This window comes from Nocardia amikacinitolerans, assembly GCF_900215415.1.
Classification (GTDB): Bacteria; Actinomycetota; Actinomycetes; order Mycobacteriales; family Mycobacteriaceae; genus Nocardia; species Nocardia amikacinitolerans.
In genome coordinates this window covers 89,191-106,308 of record NZ_OBEG01000009.1, presented here as the reverse complement: position 1 = coordinate 106,308, position 17,118 = coordinate 89,191, and the positions used below count along the sequence as shown (strand labels likewise).

Annotated in this window: 14 protein-coding genes; 7 read left to right on the top strand and 7 right to left on the bottom strand. The window is 69.0% G+C overall.

What is annotated here, in order from left to right:
- Positions 1-66: 66 nt before the first annotated feature.
- Positions 67-1,296 carry an AAA family ATPase gene (locus CRP45_RS31220; protein WP_097248226.1) on the top strand — a complete coding sequence of 410 codons (1,230 nt, stop codon included), beginning with the start codon at positions 67-69 and terminating at the stop codon, positions 1,294-1,296.
- Positions 1,293-2,528: a vWA domain-containing protein gene (locus tag CRP45_RS31215; RefSeq protein ID WP_097248225.1), complete on the top strand. Its 1,236-nt coding sequence runs from the start codon at positions 1,293-1,295 to the stop codon at positions 2,526-2,528. Before CRP45_RS31220 ends, CRP45_RS31215 begins: the two co-directional genes overlap by 4 nt.
- Before the next feature lie 239 nt (positions 2,529-2,767).
- Here CRP45_RS31215 and CRP45_RS31210 read toward each other — a convergent pair whose 3' ends face one another.
- Positions 2,768-3,688 (bottom strand): extracellular catalytic domain type 1 short-chain-length polyhydroxyalkanoate depolymerase, encoded by a 921-nt coding sequence (locus CRP45_RS31210; protein WP_097248224.1) that lies wholly within the window; start codon positions 3,686-3,688, stop codon positions 2,768-2,770.
- A 66-nt stretch (positions 3,689-3,754) separates the two neighbouring features.
- On the opposite strand from CRP45_RS31210, the gene CRP45_RS31205 reads away from it, so the two are divergent.
- Positions 3,755-4,192 (top strand): MarR family winged helix-turn-helix transcriptional regulator, encoded by a 438-nt coding sequence (locus CRP45_RS31205; RefSeq protein WP_097248344.1) that lies wholly within the window; start codon positions 3,755-3,757, stop codon positions 4,190-4,192.
- A gap of 10 nt (positions 4,193-4,202) precedes the next feature.
- Here the strand turns inward: CRP45_RS31205 and CRP45_RS31200 are convergent, their stop codons facing one another.
- Positions 4,203-5,069: a universal stress protein gene (locus CRP45_RS31200; protein ID WP_097248223.1), complete on the bottom strand. Its 867-nt coding sequence runs from the start codon at positions 5,067-5,069 to the stop codon at positions 4,203-4,205.
- A 375-nt stretch (positions 5,070-5,444) separates the two neighbouring features.
- Here CRP45_RS31200 and CRP45_RS34830 point away from each other — a divergent pair, with 375 nt between their 5' ends.
- Positions 5,445-6,335 (top strand): DUF302 domain-containing protein, encoded by an 891-nt coding sequence (locus tag CRP45_RS34830; protein ID WP_245910631.1) that lies wholly within the window; start codon positions 5,445-5,447, stop codon positions 6,333-6,335.
- Positions 6,336-6,432: 97 nt separating this feature from the next.
- Here CRP45_RS34830 and CRP45_RS31190 read toward each other — a convergent pair whose 3' ends face one another.
- The gene (locus tag CRP45_RS31190) at positions 6,433-6,720 is read right to left on the bottom strand and encodes a hypothetical protein (protein WP_143861585.1); all 288 of its coding nucleotides are present in this window, start codon (positions 6,718-6,720) and stop codon (positions 6,433-6,435) included.
- Between the two features lie 208 nt (positions 6,721-6,928).
- On the opposite strand from CRP45_RS31190, the gene CRP45_RS31185 reads away from it, so the two are divergent.
- Positions 6,929-7,843 (top strand): ABC transporter ATP-binding protein, encoded by a 915-nt coding sequence (locus CRP45_RS31185; protein ID WP_097248220.1) that lies wholly within the window; start codon positions 6,929-6,931, stop codon positions 7,841-7,843.
- Positions 7,840-9,459: an ABC transporter permease gene (locus tag CRP45_RS31180; RefSeq protein ID WP_245910629.1), complete on the top strand. Its 1,620-nt coding sequence runs from the start codon at positions 7,840-7,842 to the stop codon at positions 9,457-9,459. Before CRP45_RS31185 ends, CRP45_RS31180 begins: the two co-directional genes overlap by 4 nt.
- On the opposite strand, the gene CRP45_RS31175 is transcribed toward CRP45_RS31180, so the two are convergent.
- A complete protein-coding gene (locus CRP45_RS31175; protein WP_218841210.1) occupies positions 9,379-10,629 on the bottom strand; it encodes an MFS transporter in 1,251 nt (416 codons plus the stop codon). The genes CRP45_RS31180 and CRP45_RS31175 overlap by 81 nt on opposite strands.
- 88 nt (positions 10,630-10,717) lie before the next feature.
- Positions 10,718-11,488, bottom strand: a complete 771-nt coding sequence (locus tag CRP45_RS31170; RefSeq protein ID WP_097248219.1) for a TetR/AcrR family transcriptional regulator — start codon at positions 11,486-11,488, stop codon at positions 10,718-10,720.
- A gap of 180 nt (positions 11,489-11,668) precedes the next feature.
- Here CRP45_RS31170 and CRP45_RS31165 point away from each other — a divergent pair, with 180 nt between their 5' ends.
- The gene (locus CRP45_RS31165) at positions 11,669-13,474 is read left to right on the top strand and encodes a CocE/NonD family hydrolase (protein WP_097248218.1); all 1,806 of its coding nucleotides are present in this window, start codon (positions 11,669-11,671) and stop codon (positions 13,472-13,474) included.
- Positions 13,475-13,781: 307 nt separating this feature from the next.
- On the opposite strand, the gene CRP45_RS31160 is transcribed toward CRP45_RS31165, so the two are convergent.
- Together CRP45_RS31160 and CRP45_RS31155 are read right to left on the bottom strand one after the other, a co-directional pair.
- Complete coding sequence (locus CRP45_RS31160) at positions 13,782-15,617, bottom strand: acyl-CoA dehydrogenase (RefSeq protein WP_097248217.1); 1,836 nt, start codon at positions 15,615-15,617, stop codon at positions 13,782-13,784.
- 202 nt (positions 15,618-15,819) lie between these two features.
- Entirely contained in the window at positions 15,820-17,061 is a 1,242-nt protein-coding gene (locus CRP45_RS31155) for a TetR/AcrR family transcriptional regulator (RefSeq protein WP_097248216.1), read from the bottom strand.
- Between the last annotated feature and the right edge of the window lie 57 nt (positions 17,062-17,118).

The window sequence follows — 17,118 nt, the reverse complement described above, 5'->3', positions numbered from 1 at the left end:
CGACCTGCGACCCGACCACGTCCCGCGTCGAATCAATCAATCCTTCTACAACACAAGGTGATTCACATGTCTGCTGCTGTCACGGACCTCGCTGCCCACACTTCCCAGCTCGATATCGCCGCCGATCTGCTGACCCTCCTCGGCGAGACCACCACCGAACCGCGAACCGACACCCAACTCGAGGCCCTCACCCTGGCGGTAGCCGCCGACCTGCCGGTGCTGCTCTGGGGCGAACCGGGAATCGGCAAGACCGCCGCCCTCACGCAGCTCGCCGAGACACTGGAGCTTCCGTTGACCACGGTGATCGCGAGCGTGCACGAGCCATCGGACTTTTCGGGCCTGCCGATCGTCGGCGACGACCCCGCGGAGCACGGTGTTCCGATGGCGCCACCGGACTGGGCGGTGCGCTTGGTCAAGGCGGGCCGGGGGCTGCTGTTCCTCGACGAGCTCTCCACCGCGCCGCCCGCCGTGCAGGCCGCCCTGCTGCGGCTCGTGCTGGAGCGGCGGATCGGTGCGCTGAAGCTGCCGCCGGGCGTCCGGATCGTCGCGGCAGCCAACCCGCGCTCGTCGGCGGCGGACGGCTGGGAGCTGAGCCCGCCGCTGGCCAATCGGTTCGTGCACCTGCAGTGGGTGCACGATCACGATGTGGTCGTGCGTGGTCTCGGCGGTACCTGGCCGCGCGCGACTCTGCCGCAGCTCGATCCGGGAAAGCTCACGGAGGCGGTGGCATTCGCGCGTCGCGCGGTGTGCGTGCTGCTCGCGGCGCGCCCGAAGCTCGTGCATCAGATGCCGAGCAGTGAAGCGCGACGGGGCGGTGCGTGGGCATCGCCTCGCAGCTGGGAGATGGCGCTGCGGCTGATCGCGTTCGCCACCGCCGCGGGCTCTTCCAAGGACGTGCTGTCGCTGTTGATTCGGGGGACGGTCGGGGACGGACCCGGTTTCGAGCTGCTGACCAGCATGGACCGAATGGACCTTCCGGACCCGGAGATGCTGCTGGCCGATCCGGCGGGCGCCGAGCTCCCCGAGCGCGGGGATCTGCGCCAGGCCGTGCTCGACGGTGTGGTTGCGGCGGTGCGCAAGCGCCCGGAGAAGTCCCGCTGGGATGCGGCGTGGGCGCTGCTGGTGCGGGCGATCGAAACCGGGCCGCCGGATCTGGTTGTCGTCGCCGCGACCACGCTCGCCACACTGCGCCAAGGCAATTGGGAGGTACCGGCGTCGATCGAGAAGCTGACGGGCGTGGTGTCGGTGTCGCGGCGCGCGGATCGCGCCGCCGACCTCGTGCGAGCGGGCCGATGACGGCGCGGGCAGCGGATCCGAAACTGGATCTGGAGAAGCTCTTCGCCGCAAGGCTGTACGCGGTGCGGGTCCGGCCCTACCTGGCGACCGCGCTGTTCGCGCTGCACATCGTCGAATCGCGCCGCGTCCCGACGATGAGTGTGGACCGGTACTGGCGCTGCTATGTTTCGCCCGCGTTCGTGGACGGCATGCCGGTCGAGGAACTGGCCGGCGTGCTGGTGCACGAGGTGTCGCACCTGCTGCGCGATCATCACGGCCGCGGTGAGCGCTTCGCCCGCGAGCACGAACTGAGCGGGCCGGGGGAACGGCTGCGCATGAACATCGCCGCCGACTTCGAGATCAACGACGACATCTTCGGCGACGGCCTGGTCCGCCCGGAAGGTGCGATCCTGCCCGCCGACATCGACTTGCCCGCGGGCAAACTCATGGAGGAGTACCTGCGGGAGTTCCGGTTCGGAACGTACACACCGGAGATGGCGTGGCTCGATTGCGGTAGCGGCGCCGACGGCTCGGAGCGCGAGTGGGAGCTGGGGCCGCTCGGCGCGGACGGACTCAGCGAACAGGAACGCGACGGCGTGCGCTTCCTGGTGGCGCAGGGCATCACCGGCCGCCCGGGCGACGCGCCCGAAGGATGGCGGCGCTGGGCGCGTGAAGTGTTCCATCCACCGCAGCCGTGGCGCGATCTGCTGGGTGCGGCACTGCGCGCGGCCGTCTCGGCGCCCGGCGTCGGGGAGGACTACACCTATCGCAGACCCGCGCGACGCTCAGCCGGCGTGCCGGGTGTCGTCCTGCCGAGCCTGCGGCGCACACCGCCCCGCGTCAGCGTGATCATCGATACCTCCGGTTCGGTCAGCGACACCGAACTCGGGAGCGCCCTGCTCGAAGTGACCGCCATCTGCCGCGCGGTGGGCGGTCGCCGCGACCTGGTCACCGTGTTGTCCTGCGACGCGGCCGCCCGGATCGCGCACCCGCTGTGCGCGGCCGAGGGTATCCCGCTGGTGGGCGGCGGCGGCACCGACCTCCGCACCGGTTTCGCCAAAGCCCTTCGTGCCCAACAACGCCCGGACGTCGTCGTGGTCCTCACCGACGGTCAGACACCATGGCCTGCGGCCAAGCCGGGGTGTCGCACCGTCGTTGGCCTGTTCCGCCGGGCTCCGTCGTGGAGTGAACGCGATTCCGATTACGTCCCGGACAGACCGCCCGACTGGGCGCGCGTCGTCGAAATCGGCTAGTGCCCCGTCCACAGGGTGGCCAAGCAACGCCGACCGAAGGTCACCATTGGTCGGCCAACCGTGCTGAAGGTCACCCTCGGTCGGTTCACCGGTGCACGCAGGCCGGATGAATGAAGGTCACGTCCAGTCGGTCTGGCGGGATGACGGCGGCCGTCGGTCGGTTACCGCGCCGACCATTCTGGACGCGGCGCTAGCGGCACCGTCCGATTGGTACGGCCGGAATGCTTTGGCGCCGAACGTCATCGACGGTGCCGGGCGAAGAACTGCGCGATGGTGGCGGTGGCGTCGATGGCCGTGCTCGGCGGGTCGGTGCCGAGGAGGCGTTCGCGCATCGGGGTGCGGTCGGCTCCTGGCCATTGGTGTCCGGCGCCGTCGATGGTGATCAGGGTGACTTCCCGGTCCTCGGGGCAGGTGGCGCGGGAGGTGGTGACCGGGCCCGCGGCGGTGATCACCGGGTCTGGGCAGCCCTGGTGGCGGCGCCATTCGGCGTGCAGTTCGGGCACGGGCGGTCCGTCGATGACGGTGCTTGTGTTGTCGCCGGGGGCGCCGTCGTAGCGGACGGCCTCGTCGGCGCTGCCGTGGATGTGCAGGACCGAGACCGGTGCCGGGGCGGGGCAGTCGGCGAGCCGAGTGGCGGCCACGGGGGCGACGGCGGCGAAGAGCGCGGTGCGGCAGGCGAGGGTGTAGGCCATGATGCCGCCGTTGCTCATACCGGTGAGATAGACACGGGCGGAATCGATTCCGTGCTCGCGGGTGATGGCGGCGACCATCGCGGAGATGAACGCGACGTCGTCGACGGAGCGGCGTTCGGCGGGTCCGCAACAATCGCCACCCTCGGTGTTCCACGCGCGCGACAGGCCGTCGGGATAGGCGACAACGAAACCGTCGGCGTCGGCCTGCTCGTTCCAACCGTAGGCGCGTTCGGCCTGAGCGCCGGAACCGTACCCGCCGTGCAGCACGACAACGAGCGGAGCGCCGTCGCGCGCGGCGGCGGGCCGGTAGACGCGGTAGTCGCGCGAGATTCCGCCGCTCTCCAGCGAGTGCTCGGTCGATGCCGCGGGTTCGGCGGCCGCGTCGCCGGGGTGGGCGGCGCAGCCAGCGGCGGTGAGCAGCAGAGTCGCGGTGGTGAGGACGGTCGACAGCGGTCGTGACAAAGACATACGGGATTATAGACAAGGGTCTTGTCTATTTGTCGAGGTGCGCCGAGGCCTGCCAGAGTGGCCGTCATGACCATCCGCTCGCACCGCACCGTTCCCGGCCTGGTCCAAGCCCTGGCCGAGGCGAACACCCGTACTTTGCGGGCTGTTTTCGCCGCCGAGGGACTGGACGGATTGCGTCCGGCGCATGTGCTGGTGCTGGTGCGTCTGCTCGGCGGCGGCAGGCGTGCGGTGGATTTGGCTGCCGACATCGGGGTGTCACCGCAGGCCGTGGCTCAGGTCGCGGTGACGCTCGAGCGCGCCGGATATGTGTCGCGCGTGAGCGACCCCGCCGACGCCCGCGCGAAACTTTTGTGTCTCACCGACCGCGGCAGGCACGCGCTGCGGGTGACGCGAGCAGCGGGCGAACAGGTCGAACAGCGATGGCGTCAGGCGCTCGGCGCGGACGACCTTGCCCGTCTCCGCCACCTGCTGACCGCCGTGCTCGATCTCGAAAGCGGCGAATAGACGGGCGTGATCAGTCTTGGCAGCGGGCTATGACGACCGGGCATGGCGCGGCGTGGAGGACGGCCTGGCTGACCGAGCCGAGTGTCATACCGACGAACCCGCCGCGTCCGTGGCTGCCGACGACGAGCAGTTGCGCACCTTCGGCTTCGCGCAGGAGTCGTCGGGCGGGCCGGTCCTCGACGACGACGCGGCGAACCGCCACGTCGGGGTAGCGGTCGCTGAAGCCCGCGAGGCTTTCGGCGAGCAGCGCGGAGTCTTCTTGCAGCATCTCCTCGCGCGGAATGTAGCGGTAGACCTCCGACCAGGTGTGCACGGCGACCAGCTCGACGTTGCGGACGGCCGCTTGGTCGTAGGCCACCCGGACGGCGTGGGCGCTACAGGCGGAGCCGTCCACACCGACAACCACCGCGCCGTCGGTGGGAACGGGATCTTCGTCGGGGATGACCGCGACCGGGCACTGCGCGTGGCGGGCCAGGGAGGTGCTGACCGAGCCGAGCAGTCCGCGCCGCAGTGCACCGTGGCCGCGGGTGCCGACCACGAGCAGACGGGCGTCCTTGGAGCTGTCCTTCAGCGCGGGAATCGGCGCGGATTCGACGAGCGCGGTGGTGATCTCGAGGCGCTGGTCGCCTACGGCTTGTTCGGCGAGTGCCCGGGCTTGTTCCAGGGTGCGTTCTCCGTCCTGGCGGATTTCCTGGAAGTCGATGGCGGCGGGGCCGAGCGCGGCGCCGAACTCGATCATCGAACCGATGGCGGTGACGATGTGGAGCGGTGTGCGGTGGGCGGCCGCGTCCCGGGCGGCCCAGCGCACGGCGTACGCGGCCGAGTCCGAGCCGTCGGTGCCGACGACGACGGTGGAAGAGGAAGCGGTGGTGTTCACGGGTTCTCCTCGAAGAGGTTGTTCAGCGGGGTCGATCAGGGGTGTGACCAATGTCCTCCCTCGCCGAAGCGGCTGTCTGATTCCAGGCTAAGAACCCGCTGCGGCGTGTCGCGGGGGTCGGAAGTCCTCCGCGCACGGGCCCAAGGCCCCCGACTCGTCCTTTGCCGGGCAGGCGGTGGCGCCTGTTGGGCCGGCGAGGACGAAGGTCCTTGTCCCACGGTCTGTTCGGCACTACGGGACCGGTGCGTACGCGACTAGCGTTGGGTCGAGGGTATGACCGGGTCGCGGCGAACTCGAGCGGGCCCGGTCCTGCGCCTCTCGGCACGCAGCGAACGGCAACGGCCTTCCCGCCAGGATCGACCGAAGGAGCCTCCATTGCGATATCAGGTAGGCGTCGACCAGCAAACACCGCAGACCGTCCTCGAGCTGCGCCGCCGCGTGCGCGCCGAGCATGCGGGCGAGGACATCGGCGCAGGCCTGCGGGCCCTGCAGGAGTTCGCCGCGGTCACCGGGCTGGCACCGGCCGGACCGGCCTCGACAACCTACGTCGGTGACTTCACCCCGGGCGCCGCGGCCGAGGTCGTGTTCACCCTGCCGGTCGCCGCGGCCTCGTTCGGGTCTGACGCGGGAGAGATCTCGCTGCAGCGCACCGAACCCGGCCTCTTCGCGCACACCATCCACCACGGCGACTATCAGCGCATCGGCGAGGCCTATCGAGCCCTCGAACAATGGTTGCGAGCGGGTCGATACCAGGTGGTCGGTCCTCCGACGGAGGTGTATCTGGTCGGCCCCGACGAGGCGGTCGCCGCCCACGACCTGCTCACCCAGATTCGCGTCCCCGTCGCCGCGGCACCACTGACTGTGCGGACCACGAGCCCGTTCACCGACACGGTGATCGCCGTGCGAACCGCGTTGACCGAACACGGATTCGCCGTGCTCAACGAAGTCGACATGCGCGCGGCCCTGCAGGAGGCAGCCGACGCGGCGATGGAGAACTATGTGATCGTCGGCACCTGCCACCCGCAGCTGGCCGCTCGGGCGCTCGCCATCGACCGCGGCATCGGGCTGCTGCTGCCCTGCAACATCGTCGTGCGCGCCGATGGCGACACCACCGTCGTCGACGCCGGCGACCCGCAGCAGCTGCTCACCCAAAGCGGACATACCGCCTTGGCGCTGATCGCCGACCAGGCTCGCCGCGCGCTGAGGGCCGTGCTCGACCAGGTCGCCACGAGTAGCTCACCCGTCGACAACGCAACACCTCGGTAGGCCGACGGCGCGGCGCAGTACGTGTGGTTCTGCTGGTCCCGGCATCGCGGCCCAGCCCGTGCCCGCCGTCGGCGACGAACTTGGTGGTATCCCGTGGTCACGCAGGGGTTTGCGGTTCGGTTCCGACCGGCACGCGGCGTAGGGCGAGGCGGCGCAGGCGCTCGTGTTCGAGGAAGAACACCGTGACGCTGGCGACGAAGCACAGCGCGGTCGCCGCGGAGCCGATGACCACCCAACCGGAGATTCCATTTCCCGCAGCGGTCAGCGTGGACGCGAGACCCACCACCCCGGCGATGAACAGCACGATGCCGGGGATGTTGTAGGGGTCGGCGAGGCTGTCGCCGGGGTTGGCGTGATAGGGCTGGCCGGATGCCATGTCGCTCACGGTGTTTCCTCGATCATCGGTGGGGACGGGCCGCGGCTCGGCAGGTGCCGCGGCCCCGAGATCACCGTGCCCGACGGGCGAGTCCGCCAGCAGGGCCGTTGGTCCTCGAGAACCCCGACCAAGGTCAGCAAGCCCGAAGGCCTGCCACGATTCGGTGGATCCGCGAGTCGGACTACCCGGCGGGGGCGCGACCGAGAAAGATGTCGATATGACCAGTGCCGCGATAACGATCGCAGGGCTGCGGAAATCCTTCGGTGCGGCGACAGCGCTCGACGGTCTGGATTTGAGCGTGCGCACCGGTGAGATCCACGGATTCCTGGGCCCGAACGGTTCGGGCAAGACGACCACGATCCGGATCCTGCTCGGCTTGCTGCGCGCCGATTCCGGGACGGTGCGCATGCTCGGCGGTGATCCGTGGTCGGACGCGGTCGCGCTGCACGCACGGCTGGCCTACGTGCCCGGCGAAGTGATCCTGTGGCCGGGGATCACCGGTGGTGAGGTCATCGACCTGATGGGGCGCTTGCGCGGCGGCATCGACCGGCGCCGATGTGACGAGCTGTTGGAAAGGTTCGACCTCGACCCCCGCCAGAAGGCGCGCGCGTACTCCAAAGGCAACCGGCAGAAGGTCGCGCTGATCGCGGCACTGGCTTCGGACGCGGAGCTGCTGCTGCTCGACGAGCCGACCGCAGGCCTCGACCCGCTCAAGGAGGCCGAATTCCGGCGCTGTATCACCGAAGCCAGGAACGAGGGCCGGACCGTGCTGCTGTCGAGCCACATCCTCGCCGAGGTGGAGGCGTTGTGCGATCGGGTGAGCATCATTCGGCGCGGACGCACCGTCGAAAGCGGCACACTGTCGGAGTTGCGGCATCTGACCCGCACCACGATCAGCGTCGAAACCGTCCGGCCCGCAAAGGATCTGCATGCGATGGCCGGAGTGCACGACCTCGTCGGTGACGGTACGCGGGTCAGGTTCGACGTTGACACCGCACACCTGGACACCATCATGCGCGTGCTCGCCGACCTCGGCGTGCGCAGCCTGACCAGCACACCGCCGACGCTGGAGGACATCTTCCTGCGCCACTACACGGACACCGCGGCACCGGCGGGGGAGGAGGGGCCGTGACCACCACCTCGATTCCGTCCGCACCGTTCGGCGAGACCATATCCGGGGCCGGGACTCTGCTGCGGTTCGCGCTGTGGCGCGAACGATTCTGGCTGCCGTGCTGGTTGCTCGGCGCCGGCGCGCTGCTGGTCTTCCAGTCTCTCGCCAGCCAGCGCTTCTACGACACACCCCAGAAGCTCGCCCAGCTCCGCGAGACGGTGAGCGCCAGCGCCGCCGCCGTCGCCATGGGCGGGCCGACCAGGCTGCTGGACACCATCGGCGGGGAGATCGTCTTCGAGATCTTCGCCTATCTCGCGATCGTGGTCGCGTTGCTGAACATGTTGCTTGTCGGCAGGCATACCCGTTCGGACGAGGAAACCGGTCGCGCGGAACTGCTCCGATCGGCGCGGGTGGGACGCCGGGCACCCGCCGTGGCGGCGCTCGCGTTGGCGGGGCTGGCCGATGTCGCCGTGGCGCTGGTCGTGTTCGCCGCCGCGGTGGGTACCGGGCTGCCGGTGGGCAGTTCCGTGCTGCTCGGAATCGTCACGGCGGGAGTAGGTCTCACCTTCGCCGCCGTCACCGCCCTCGCCGCGCAGGTGTTCGAGAATCCCCGCAGTGTCTACGGGGCGGTCGGGCTCGCGCTGGCCGCCGCCTATGTGGCGCGCGCTGTCGGCGATGTGGGCAACGGTGCGCTGTCCTGGGCTTCCCCCATCGGGTGGGGTCAGCGCAGCTATCCGTACGCGGGTGACCGGTGGTGGACGGTGCTGCTGTTCGCCGTCGCGACCCTCGCGCTGACCGCCGTGGCATTCGCGCTGCTCGATCGACGTGACTTCGGGGCGGGACTGCTTCGGTACCGAACGGGTCGGCCCACCGCGTCCTGGGCACTGCGCTCGCCGCTGGGCCTGGCGTGGCGATTGCAGCGCGGTTCCCTGGCGGGGTGGGTGGTGGGTGTGTTCGGGCTCGGCGCGGCGTACGGCTCGTTCGCCGACAGCATCGAGGACTATCTGACCGACAACCCCGAGATCGCCGCCTACCTTCCCGGTGGCGCGGCGCGTGCGGTGGATTCGTATCTGGCGCTGACGATTTCGGTAGTCGCCGTGCTCAGCGCCGCGTTCGGCGTCGCCAGTGTGCTGCGGTCGAGGGGCGAGGAGACCGCGGGCCGAGCCGAACCGATCCTGGCCGCGCCCGTCAGCCGCTACGCCTGGCTGGCAAGCCACCTCTCGGTGGCCATTGTCGGCGGTGTGATCGTCTTGGGCGCAGGCGGTTTCGGCATGGGGCTGGCCTATGGGCTGACGGTCGCCGACGCGGGCCAGCTCCTGCGGGTCACCGGTGCGGCGCTGGCGTACCTGCCCGCGGTGTGGGCGGTCATCGCTGTCGCCGTGCTGGCGTGCGGCTGGGTCCCCCGAGCCGCCGGTCCGGTGTCGTGGGCGGTGTTCGCCTACTGCGTGGTGGCCGTGCTCTTCACGACGGCCTTTGACTTCCCCGACTGGTTCGATGACGCTTCGCCTTTCACGCACATACCGCAAGTACCGCTGCAAACCCTCACCGCCGCACCACTACTGGTGCTCACGACTACCGCCGCGGCTGTGCTCGCGGCGGGGTTCGCCGGATTCCGCCGCCGCGACGCCGGATACTGAGAGCCCGTCGGGTAGCCGCGCCGCGACGGTCAGCCCGGTGGCCAACAGCGCGGCGCCGAGAATCAGCAGCGCGACACGCAGATCGAAGGCGTCGGTCAATGCGCCCGCGAGCGCGGGACCGGCCATCAGACCGGTGCCGTAGGCGAGGTTGAACAGGGTGTAGGCGCCGCCGAGTGCGGGCGGGTCGGTGTGCTGTCCTTGGAATCCGATCAACGTGGTGGCGGGCGCGGACAGGAACGCGACGGCCGGGCCGAGCAGGACCATCGCGACGATCACCAGCCACAGCAGGTCGCTGCGTCCGAGCACCACCAAACCCGCGGTGGCGGTGAGGATTCCGATGACGACGAGGACGCGTGCGTCGACCTTGCCGATCAGCGCGCCGACGATCGGGTTGAGGACAGCGCCGACGACGACGGTGAGGCCGAACAGCAAGCCGATGCCGAGCGCGGAGGTGCCGAAGGCGCGGGAAAGGTGCAGCGGCAGAACGGGTTCGATCGCGGCGATCATCGCCGCGCTCAGCAGCACGACCACCACGACAGGGCCGGTCCCGGGAACCCGTAGGACGGCGACCGGCCCGGTGGGGTCGTCGGTGGCGTGGTGGTCGACGCGGACGAACACCACGCGCGCGATGCCGTCGAGGACCGCGAGCGCGGCGGCGAGCAGGAACGGAACCACGGTGCCGAAGTGCTCGACAAGCAGCCCGCCGACCGGGGGCCCGAGCAGGATGCCGACGCTGATCATGCTCATCGCCGCGCCCATCATCGGTCCGCGTTTGGCGAAGGGCACGGTCGCCGCGATCAACGACAGGCTCGCCACCCAGGCCATGCCCGCCGCGAAGCCCTGCAGGCTGCGGCCGACCAGCAGCAGCCAGAACGGCGCGCCGACCGCGAAAACCACTGTGGCAGCGGCCAACCCGAACAAGCCGAGCAGCAGCGAGGTACGCGGACCGCGGCGATCGACAAGGGCGCCTGCTACCGGCGTGGCCGCCAGCATCGCGGCCGCGTAGCTGGCGAACAGCAGCCCGGTCGCCGCGGGGCCCGCGTCCACGGTCGCCGGGAGCAGCGGCAATACCGGGATCGCCAGGCCGTAGATGAACATATCGGTGAACAGCGCCACACATGCGACGACCACTGCCGCGGTCGATGATTTGGCGCTCGTAGGAGCGGACACGAAAGTTGCCTTTCTGGAAACACGACCGAGACGGTCGCTGGATACCGGCGCGCGTGTGCGGCCGGTCGAGGAGAGGCGCGCGATCGGTTCAGGCCACCAGGCCGTGCACGCAGGCCAACGCCAGCGCGCGGGCGCTTTCGGCGTTGGCGGGCAGCAGTTCCGGCTGGGTCGCGGCGGTCATCGTCAGGCCGTGGACGAGCGTGATGATCACCAGCACGGCGACCTCGACGGTGACCCCCGGACGACAGCGCGTGTCGGTCAAGGCCGCGCGGATCCCGTCCTCCCACGCCGACATGGCGCGCTGCTTGGCGGTGATGCCCGGCTCGAGCGCCAGCGCTTGCGGGGCGACGATGGTGGACACGATCGCGAGCCTGCGGAACCGCTCATCGCCGGTCAGCGACCGCGCGTAGCCCGACACGAACGCGACCAACCGCTCCGGCCCCGGTGTGCCGGGTTCGGCCAACGCCGCCAGCAGCGGGGCCACGGCATCGGTCCATCCCTCGTCCAGCGCTGCCGTCAGCAGTCCCAGCTTGTCGGGAAAGTGGTGATGCACCGCGCCCCGCGTCACCCCGGCCCGCGCACCGACACCAACGAATGTCGTTTTTTCCCAACCGATTTCAGCAAACGACGCCAAACCCGCCGCCAGGATGTTCGCCCGAGTCGCACGGGCCTCGTCAACCGACCGCTTCATGGGATACATGTAAGCATGTATGTAAAACTTGTCAAGTGGCGCTCGCATGGTGCGCGCCGTCGGTGCGCGGTCCGGTGAGGTGTCACCGCGGGCGCAGTCGACGGTCGTGTCGCTTCCGATGGCGCAAACCTGGAGCGATGTATCGCCGATGCGTTCGCGGTGGTCCATCAGGGTCGGCTCAGGGTTGGCCTCCGCAGCGGGGGTGATCGATCGTCATCCGTTCGTCGGACGACCGGATGGCCATCGAGGCCGTAGGGTCGCCCTGGCAGCATCGGAGCGAAAGGCGCAGGAAGACAAAGCGTTCGGCGGTCCACCGAGGTTGTGATCGCGAGGAGAGTGGAGACAGTCATGGCGAGGACCGGCAGTTGCGGGTGGCGGGCGGCGGTACTCGCGGTCGTCGCGGTCGTCTGTGCGGGATGTGTTTCAGCTGAGCGGGATTCGAACGCCGCGGGAGATCCTTCGCGCCTGTGGGGATATCTGCCGGCCGACGGCAATCGCATCAGATACTCGGTGTTGCTTCCCGCCGGGGACGGACCGCATCCGGTTCTTGTCGAATACGACGGCTACAGCGCGGGATCCGACCCCGACGTCGGACGCGGATGGTTGTCCGAGGGTTATGCGATCGTCGGCGTCAACGTGCCGGGAACGGGTTGCTCGACGGGAGAGAACCACATCTTCGACGAGGCGGTGGGCGCCGCTGGCGCCGCTGCGGTGGAATGGGCGGCCAGGCAGCCGTGGTCCAACGGCCGAGTCGGGATGATCGGCTACTCCTACTCCGGCTACAACCAACTCTGGACAGCCGCGCAGCGACCGTCGGGGCTTCGCGCGATCACCCCGAGCAAGAATGTCGCCGACCCGTATCGAGATGTCGGATACCCCGGCGGCATCCAGAACATCGGGTTCCCGGCCGAGTGGTGGAGTGAGTTTCCCGCTATCTGGCAGCACGCGGCTCAGCGGGCCGAGGAGTTGGACGGCGACACCGAATGCGCCGCGATCGTCGCGCAGAACACGACCAATGCGCAGCGGCCCGACATCGACCTCACCCGATGGCTCGCCGATCCGTTCTACGGTCCCAGCTACGCGGACAGGAGCGCGATGCTGCACACCAGCGGGATCGACGTGCCCGCCCTCGGCACGCAGTCGTGGCAGGACGAGCAGGTCGGGCCGCGGTCCGGGTATTACGAAGAGACGATGAACCCGGAGAGGATGTGGTTGATCAGCTCGAACGGTGATCATCACACCGATCTGACTTCGCCGGAGATCAATGCCGTGATCAGGCGGTTCCTCGCCCACTTCGTGAAGGGCGAAGACAACGGATTCGAGCGGGAACCTCGTGTGCGGCTGCTGCAAGAAATGCAGGTCACCGACACCGGCGGCGAAATACCGCGCACCACACCGACTTCGATCGCCACGTTCGGCCGTCTGCCGGTCGATGTGCGAGCGCTGCGGATGTGGCTGCAGCCGGACGGCCGACTCGGCACCGAACAGCCAACCCTCGCAACGGCATCCGCGCAGTACCGCTATCCGTTCACAGCTTCCGCGGTGAACCAGCCCGGCACCGGGGGATGGAACCCGCCCTCGGCACCGGACGGGCAGCTGACCTTCACTACGGGTGCGCTGCCCGAAGACCTCAGCTTCTACGGGAGCGGGTCGGCCGATCTGTGGTTCAGCTCGTCGGCGCCCGACACCGACGTCCAGGTGACCGTGTCGGAGGTGCGGCCCGACGGGCAAGAAATGTATGTGCAACGGGGATGGTTGCGTGCCTCCCAGCGGGCCCTCGACCAGACCCGCTCGACCGAGTTGCGGCCATGGGGTGAGTTCACCCGGGACGCGGCGAGGCCACTGGTGCCGGGAGAACCAACCCCGATGCGCATCGAAATCAACAAGTTCGCGCACGTGTTCCGCGCGGGCTCGAGCATCCGGATCACCATCGACACGCCCGCGCCGACCGGGTACTGGGTGTTCGGCAACCACACCACGCCTGCGACCAACACCGTCTGGTTCGACAGCGCCCGCCCATCGAGCGTCGTCCTCAGCTACACCCCCTACCCGCACGCCGACCAGCTGCCGTCGTGTGCGAGCACAGCGCAACAACCGTGCCGAACCAACGGCATCCCGGTGCCCGAGGGCCCGGGACCGAAGGCGCCGTCGTGAACGCTCGGTCGCAGCGTCCTGAAGCTGGTCGCCGCCGACCGACTGGTCGAAACCTGGTATCAGAGCATGTGGGTCAGCTTCGAAAAGTGTGGCGACTGCCCGGGGCCGTTCGTCTTCCACACCCGCCAACCCGCGCAATGGACCGCCGAACTCACCGAGTTCCCACCCCCGCGGCAAGGCCGAGTGCTCTATGTCCCTGCCGGTACGCCGGGCGAGGTGCGCGCCGCCCCGCCGGGGGTCGCGGTGTTTGCCGCCATTCGCGGCTGTCCGCCGCTGAACCACCCCCGGCACGGGAAGCGAGGGGTGCTCAGAACGCCGCTTCGTCGAGTTCCATGATCGAGGCGTCGATGTCGGACAGGACGGCCCAGTCAGCGCTCAGCTGTGGCAGCGTGGTCTTGGCGAAGAACGTCGCGACGGCGATCTTGCCTTCGTAGAAGGCTCGATCGGCGTCTGTTGCGCCGGAATCGAGTGCGATGTAAGCGATTTCGGCGGCAGCGAGGAGGCGCCATGCCACCAGCAGGTCGCCGACCGCGAGCAGCAAGCGCACCGAGCCAAGGCCGACCTTGTACAGTTCGGCGGGATTCTCCTTGGCGGCGACGAGGTGGCGGGTCATCCTGCCCACCATGTCCTGCACATCCTCCAAAGCGGTTGCGAGCAGGATTTTCTCGGCTTTGAGGCGGCCGTTGCCCGCGTCGGAGTCGGCGGTTTCCCTGATCTTTCCCGCGAGGTGGGCGAGTGCGACGCCGTGGTCGCGGGCGATCTTGCGGAAGAAGAAGTCCTGTGCCTGGATGGCGGTGGTGCCTTCGTAGAGCGAGTCGATCTTCGCGTCGCGGATGTACTGCTCGATCGGGTAGTCCTGGAGGAAGCCGGAGCCGCCGAAGGTCTGCAGTGATTCGGTGAGGTACTGGTAGGCCCGCTCGGAGCCGACGCCCTTGACGACCGGCAGCAGCAGATCGTTGACCCGTGCGGCGAGTTCGGCGTCGGCACCCGAAACATGCTGGGCGACAACGGGATCCTGGTGCGCGGCAGTGTAGAGGTAGATCGCGCGCAGGCCTTCGGCGTAGGCCTTCTGCATCATCAGGGAGCGGCGCACGTCGGGGTGGTGGGTGATGGTGACCTTCGGGGCGGTCTTGTCGGCCATCTGGGTGAGGTCGCTGCCCTGGACTCGCGTCTTGGCGTAGTCGAGGGCGTTGAGGTATCCGGTCGACAGGGTCGCGATGGCCTTGGTGCCCACCATCATCCGGGCTTCCTCGATCACCCTGAACATCTGCGCGATGCCGTTGTGCACTTCGCCGACCAGCCAGCCCTTGGCGGGAATGCCGTGACCGCCGAAGGTCAGCTCGCAGGTGGCAGAGGCCTTCAGGCCCATCTTGTGCTCTACATTGGTGACGAAAACGCCGTTGCGGTCCCCGATTTCGCCGGTCTCGGAGTCGAAGTGGTATTTCGGCACCAGGAACAGGCTCAGCCCCTTGGTGCCGGGTCCTGCGCCCTCCGGTCGTGCCAGCACCTGGTGGACGATGTTCTCGAACAGGTCGTCGGAGTCGGCGGAGGTGATGAAGCGCTTGACGCCCTCGATGTGCCAGGAGCCGTCCTCTTGCCGGATCGCTTTGGTGCGGCCCGCGCCGACGTCGGATCCGGCGTCGGGTTCGGTCAGCACCATGGTGGCGCCCCAGTTCCGCTCCACCGCGAGCGCGGCCCAGCGCCGCTGCTCCTCCGTGCCGATGGCATCGACGATGTCGGCCATGTTGGGTCCGGTCAGGTACATGTAGGCCGCAGGCTGCGCGCCGAGCACGAATTCGCTGATGGCCCAAGCCAACATCCGCGGCGCCGCGACGCCGCCGATCGCTTCCGACTTCCCGATGCGCCACCATTCCCCGTCGTACCAGGCGCGCACCGACCGCTTGAACGCTTCGGGCAGTCGCACCGAGTGGGTCTGCGCGTCGAAGACCGGCGGGTTGCGATCGGTGTCGGCGAAGGATTCCGCGACCGGTCCCTCGGCCAGCCGGGCGGCTTCGGCAAGCATCGTGCGCACGGTGTCGGCGTCCAGGTCGCCGAAGGACCCGCCGCGCAAGATCTCCTCGAGACCGAACACCTCGAAGAGGTTGAACTCGAGGTCTCTGACGTTGCTCTTGTAGTGCCCCACCGGCGCTGTCCTTTCGGAGAATGCGGCCTGACGGCCGAGTGCATCGCGGGCGCACATGGCTGCGCCCCGCGGTGATTCTGGTGCTCGGGAATCCGGTACGCAACCGTAAGTTACTGACGACTAAGTCTGTCGACGCAAACTGTGGGTCGAGTTCCCGCACTTCAACGGGCATTCGAAGGACAAGTTAATCGTCGATAAACTTCTACTGTGCCGACAGCGCGGCGGCTCGGGAGAGCGGGACGGAGAAGGCGATCCGGTCGCCGACGGCGGTCAGCGCGTCGAGCAGGTCGCCGCGGCGCACGGAGCGCGGATTACGGACCGCGTCGATGACCACGGTCGACATGGCCTGGATCAGCACCCGCGCCACCGGCAGCGACAACTCGGTGCGCGCCGATTGCAGCATTCGAGCCCAGCTCAGCACGCCCTCACGGTGCGTACGGCGATACCGGCTCGCCTGAGGCGCCGGCAGATGGCCGACCTCGCTCACCGTGGTGCCGAGCAGATCCGGTTCGTCCAGCGCGAAAAGCACGTAGGACCGCAGCAGCAGCCGCATCGACTCCACGGCGTCGCGCCCCTCGGCCAGTGCTCGTGCGGTGTAGAGCCGAATCCACTGGTCGTTGCGTTCGATGATCTCGTTCAGCAGATCGGATTTGCCTGCGAAATGGTGGTAGAGCGCGGGCCCGGTGACCCCCACCGCCGCGCCGATGTCCTCGATCCCGACCGCCGCGTATCCGCGGGTGTTGAACAGGCGGGCCGCGGCCGCGATCATCCGCTCCGGCCGCACCGTGCGCTCGAAATCCGCGGTTCCGCCGGGCTGCGGAGCGCGGTTCGCCGGTCGGGCGTGCGGTCCCTCCGTGGGCAGATCCGCGGTGATCAATGCCAGTACGGCTCCGTCGAGCACGTCGACGAACGTCGCGGCGGGCAGATCCACCTGGTGGTAGGAGGGGCTGACGGCCACCGACAGCACGCACCAGCTCAGCAGCTCGGCATCCGAGGCGGACAGGTCGGGGCGGTGTCCGCGGATGGCGCGACGCAGATACCCGGTCAATCGCACCACCCGCACCAGCACGGCCTGGCGATCCTCCGTGCTGACGCTGCGGAATTCCAGCTGCCACAGGCGCGGCAGCCCGCGCAGCTCCAGCGCGACCGCCACGAGTTCGGTCAGCACTCGGGTCCGCGGCTGTTCGCCGCGGGCGGCCTGGTCCAGCCGCGCGAGCGTGGTGTCGAGCCCGGTGAGCAGGCACTGCCCGAGCAGTTCCTGCTTGTTGCGGAAGTGTCGGTACAGCGCGGTCGCCGAAATTCCCTCCGCGGCCGCGATGTCGGCCATCGACGTGCCGTGATAGCCGGAGCGCGCGAAGGCTGCGCCCGCGGCGCGCAGAATGGACGCCCGGCGATCACGGGGGCGTCGGCGTTTCGGAGGTTCGATCTTCGCGCTGCTGGTCATCGCCTCTAGTGTCGCCCAGCATGCTGCCGCGTCGGCGAGATACCTCCGCCGCGCCGG